Genomic DNA, 4,388 nt, shown 5'->3' with positions numbered 1-4,388 from the left:
CCTCGCCACCGCCGACGTGCAGCAGCGGCTGGCCGACTACTCCTGATCCCCCACACCCGAAAGGTTCCATCATGACCAAGGAGATCTTCGTCTCGATCGGCGTCGACGTCGACGCCGTGGGCGGCTGGCTCGGCTCCTACGGCGGCGAGGACTCGCCCGGCGACATCTCGCGCGGCGTCTTCGCCGGTGAGGTCGGCGTGCCCCGCCTCAACACCCTCTTCGAGCGCGAGGAGATCAAGACCACCTGGTTCTGGCCCGGACACTCGGTCGAGACGTTCCCCGNNNCCCGCTCGCGATGTCGCGCGAGCAGGAGGCGGACGTCCTCGACTACACCCTCGACCTGGTGGAGAACCGCGCGGGCCGCCGCCCGACCGGCTACGTCGCGCCCTGGTGGGAGTTCAGCCACGTCACCAACGAGCTGCTCGTCGAGCGCGGCATCCGCTACGACCACTCGCTCATGCACCGTGACTTCGAGCCGTACTACGTTCGGGTCAAGGACTCCTGGACGCGGATCGACTACTCCAAGCCGGCCGCGGAGTGGATGAAGCCGTACGTGCGCGGCGAGGAGACCGACCTCGTCGAGATCCCCGCGAGCTGGTACCTCGACGACCTGCCGCCGATGATGTTCATCAAGGGCAGCCCGAACAGCCACGGCTTCGTGAACCCCCGCGACATCGAGGAGCTCTGGCGCGACCAGTTTGACTGGGTCCACCGCGAGCAGGACTACGGCGTCGTCGCCTTCACCATCCACCCCGACGTCGCCGGCCGCCCGCAGGTGCTGCTGATGCTCGAGCGGCTCATCGCCCACATCAAGAGCCACGACGGCGTGCGCTTCTCGACGATGGACGAGATCGCCCAGGACTTCATCGCCCGCAACCCGCGGGGCTGATCTTCCCTCGTAGTCGCCCGGGCCGGGGTGGCGTCTGGAAACACTCCCCGGCCCAGGCATCTCCCAACCCGGCTCGCGTCGGACCCGTCTGGAAGGACACCATCATGTCAAGCACCACCCACTCGTCGCCCTCCCAGGGCGCACCCGCGCTGCGGCGGGTGTCGATCCGCGAGACGCGGCTCGCCACCGGCATCGCGTTCCTGGCGTGGACCATCGCGGTCTACGACTTCATCCTGTTCGGCACGCTGCTGCCCCGCATCGAGGAGTCCTTCGGCTGGACCACGAGCCACGCGCTGCTCGTCTCGACGCTCGTCAGCGTCGGCACCGCCTTCGTGGTGCTCGGCGTCGGACCGCTGGTCGACAAGATCGGCCGACGGCGCGGCATGATCGTCTCCGTCGCTGGCACCGCCGCGTCGTCGGCAGCCACGGCGGCGACGGTCGGCGCGGGTTCGCTCATCGGCGTCCGCTCGATCAGCGGCCTCGGCCTCGCGGAGCAGTCGGTCAACGCGACCTACCTCAACGAGCTCTACGCCGTCACCGAGGACGAGAAGATCAAGCGCAACCGCGGCTTCGTCTACTCGATGGTGCAGACCGGCTGGCCGCTCGGCGCGCTGCTGGCCGCGGCCTTCGTGGCCGTCGTGACGTCGGTCTGGGGTGCCGACGCCTGGCGCCTCGCGTTCCTGCTGGCCACCGTGCCCGCGATCATCGTGGCCATCGTGTGCCGCAAGATCCGTGAGAGCCCGCAGTTCGAGGCCCAGCAGGAGGTGGCCCGCCTGCGCAAGGAGGGCCGCACCGCCGAGGCGGCCACGCTCGCCGACGCCACCGGCACCGCCACGGAGACCGTCGCGCCGCTGCGTCGCATCTTCGACAAGAAGCACCTGCGCAACACCGTCGTCCTGTCGCTGGCGTGGATCCTCAACTGGTTCGCGATCCAGACGTTCTCCGTCCTCGGCACGACCGTGCTGGAGAAGGGCAAGGGCATCGACGCCTCCAGCGTCCTGCTGCTCGTCATCGTCTCCAACCTGGTGGGTGCGCTCGGCTACCTGGCCCACGGCTGGGCGGGCGACAGGTTCGGCCGACGCAACACGATCTCGGTCGGCTGGATCATCTCCGGGCTGTTCTTCACGGCCATGCTGCTCGGCCCGAGCGACCAGCTGTACGTCGTGCTGACCTACATGATGGGCCTGTTCTTCCTGCTCGGCCCCTACGCGGCGATCCTGTTCTTCCAGGCCGAGTGCTTCGACACCGACTGCCGCGCGACGGGCAGCGCCTTCATCGGCGCGATGTCCCAGCCGGGCGCCATCATCGGTGGCTTCATCCTCACCGCCCTGACGGCCGCGTCGGTCTCCTACTCGACGTCGGCCCTGCTCGTCGGCGCGATCGGGGTCATCGTGTCCGGGTTCGTGGTGCTCGGGGCGCGGACCGTCGCGCCCGAGCCGGACGAGCTCGTGGTGGCGGAGGACGTCGCATGAGCGACGCACCCGTCGCCGTCGTGACCGGCGCGGCGTCCGGCATCGGGCGGTCCGCCGCCCAGGTGCTGGCCCGCGCCGGCCACCGGGTCGCCATCGGCACCTACAGCGGCGACCTACACGACCCCGAGCTCACGTTGGCCGACGTCGCGGCCGCCGGCGGCGAGGGCGTCGTGGTGGAGGTCGACGTCCGCCGCACCGAGTCCGTCGACGCGTTCGTGCAGGCGGCCGTGGACCGCTGGGGTCGGCTCGACGTCGCCGTGGCCAACGCCGGCATCCTGCGGCAGGCCGTCTTCGAGGAGATGACCGACGAGCAGTGGGACGACATCCTCCAGGTCGACCTGCACGGGGTCATGCGCACCGCACGAGCCGCGGCCCGACACCTGCGCGAGGGGGGCTCGATCACGGCCGTCTCCTCGATCGCCGGCGGCGTCTACGGCTGGCAGGAGCACGCCCACTACGCCACCGCGAAGGCCGGCGTGCTGGGTCTCGTGCGCAGCCTCGCCGTCGAGTACGGACCGCGCGGCGTCCGCGCCAACGCGATCATCCCCGGGCTCATCGAGACGCCGCAGTCCAGCGACCCGGTGAACTCGCTCGGCCCGGACGGCCTCGTCCGGGCCGGCGGATACATCCCGGCGGGTCGTGTGGGCCGGCCCGAGGAGGTGGCCGAGGTGATCGGCTTCCTGTCCTCGCCCGCCGCGTCCTACGTCAGCGGTCAGGCGATCGTCGTCGACGGCGCCCTCACCGTCGCTATGCGCGACTGACCCACCCACCCGCGCGACTGACCCACCCCCCCGAAGGAGACCACCGATGTCCGTGCCCCAGACCGACCTGCTGGCCGGCCGACGCGTCCTCGTCACGGGCGCGGCGTCCGGGATCGGCCGCGCGATCGCCACCCACTGCGCCGCGGCCGGGGCTTCGGTCGTGGTGTCCGACCTGGACCCGCGCGTGGCCGCCGTCGTCGGACCGACGGGTGCGGTCGGGGCGAAGGTGCTCGACGTGACCGACGAGGAGGCCGTCGCCGAGGTCGTCGCAGAGGTGGAGGCCGAGCTGGGCGCCATCGACGTGCTCGTCGTGTCGCACGGCATCCTCACCCAGGCGCCGCTCGCGGACATGAGCACGGCGCTGTGGGAGGAGACGTTGGCCGTCGACCTGACGAGCGTCTTCCGGCTGAACCGCGCCGTGCTGCCTGGCATGCTGGCCCGCGGCGACGGCCGGATCGTCAACGTCGCGTCGCAGCTCGGCCTCAAGGGCGGCGCCTCCCTCGCCCACTACGCGGCGGCCAAGGCGGGCGTCATAGCCATGACCAAGTCGCTCGCGCTCGAGGTGTCCTCCCAGGGCGTGCTGGCCAACGTGATCGCGCCGGGCCCGATCGAGACGCCGCTCGTGGACGGGATCGACGAGGAGTGGAAGGTCGCCAAGCGCGCCGAGCTGCCGCTGGGCCGGTTCGGCGTCCCCGACGAGGTGGCGCCCACGGCGGTGCTGCTGGCCTCGGACCCGGGCGGCAACCTGTTCGTCGGCCAAGTCCTCGGCCCCAACTCCGGCGACGTGATGCCCTGATGTGCGGGGCGTGTCACCACGTCGCCGCTGATCCGCGGGTCGCCGGTCCGCAGCGTCGGGAGGCAGCAGCGGCGGCCGTCACGGCACTCACGGGTCTTGCCGTGCGCCCGGCGATCGGGGTCTGGACGGTGGCCTCGCCGACCGGTCGCCAGCAAGTCTGCTCGAGCCTCGAGGAGCTCGCGGCCACGGCCTCGGACCTCTCGGGCGTCTCGTCGCACCGGATCGCCGAGGCAGCGCTCGACGCCGCGGCGGACCAGGGCCGGTAGAGCGGTCCGGGCCCGCGTTCTGACGCGTTGCGGTCGGTCTGCGGACGCAGGATCGACGCGAACGCGTCAGAACGGGGGAGGGGCGGTCAGGCGTCGAGCTTGTAGCCCAGGCCGCGGACGGTGGTGAGGGTGGCGGGGTTGGCGGGGTCGGGCTCGATCTTGGCCCGCAGGCGCTTGACGTGGACGTCGAGCGTCTTGGTGTCG

6 protein-coding genes are annotated in these 4,388 nt (G+C 71.4%); 5 read left to right on the top strand and 1 reads right to left on the bottom strand.

From position 1 onward, the window contains the following. Positions 1–285: 285 nt before the first annotated feature. The 5 genes from ASF38_RS03555 to ASF38_RS03535 all read left to right on the top strand — a co-directional run. On the top strand, positions 286–889 hold a 604-nt coding region (locus tag ASF38_RS03555), incomplete at its 5' end, for a polysaccharide deacetylase (protein ID WP_235497370.1). Between the two features lie 104 nt (positions 890–993). Further along, the gene (locus ASF38_RS03550) at positions 994–2,361 is read left to right on the top strand and encodes an MFS transporter (protein ID WP_056573658.1); all 1,368 of its coding nucleotides are present in this window, start codon (positions 994–996) and stop codon (positions 2,359–2,361) included. Then, a complete protein-coding gene (locus ASF38_RS03545) occupies positions 2,358–3,122 on the top strand; it encodes an SDR family NAD(P)-dependent oxidoreductase (RefSeq protein ID WP_056573656.1) in 765 nt (254 codons plus the stop codon). The genes ASF38_RS03550 and ASF38_RS03545 overlap by 4 nt, the downstream gene beginning before the upstream one ends. Positions 3,123–3,168: 46 nt before the next feature. After that, positions 3,169–3,918, top strand: coding sequence for an SDR family NAD(P)-dependent oxidoreductase (locus tag ASF38_RS03540; RefSeq protein ID WP_056573655.1), 750 nt, complete (start codon positions 3,169–3,171; stop codon positions 3,916–3,918). Then, positions 3,918–4,184, top strand: a complete 267-nt coding sequence (locus ASF38_RS03535; protein ID WP_056573651.1) for a hypothetical protein — start codon at positions 3,918–3,920, stop codon at positions 4,182–4,184. Before ASF38_RS03540 ends, ASF38_RS03535 begins: the two co-directional genes overlap by 1 nt. 86 nt (positions 4,185–4,270) lie before the next feature. Here ASF38_RS03535 and ASF38_RS18690 read toward each other — a convergent pair. Next, on the bottom strand, positions 4,271–4,388 hold a 118-nt coding region (locus tag ASF38_RS18690; protein ID WP_235497417.1), incomplete at its 5' end, for a helix-turn-helix domain-containing protein.

It is taken from the genome of Aeromicrobium sp. Leaf272 (assembly GCF_001422865.1).
Lineage (GTDB): Bacteria > Actinomycetota > Actinomycetes > Propionibacteriales > Nocardioidaceae > Aeromicrobium.
The sequence above is the reverse complement of the archived record's forward strand: the minus strand, read 5'-3'. Positions and strand labels throughout refer to the sequence as shown.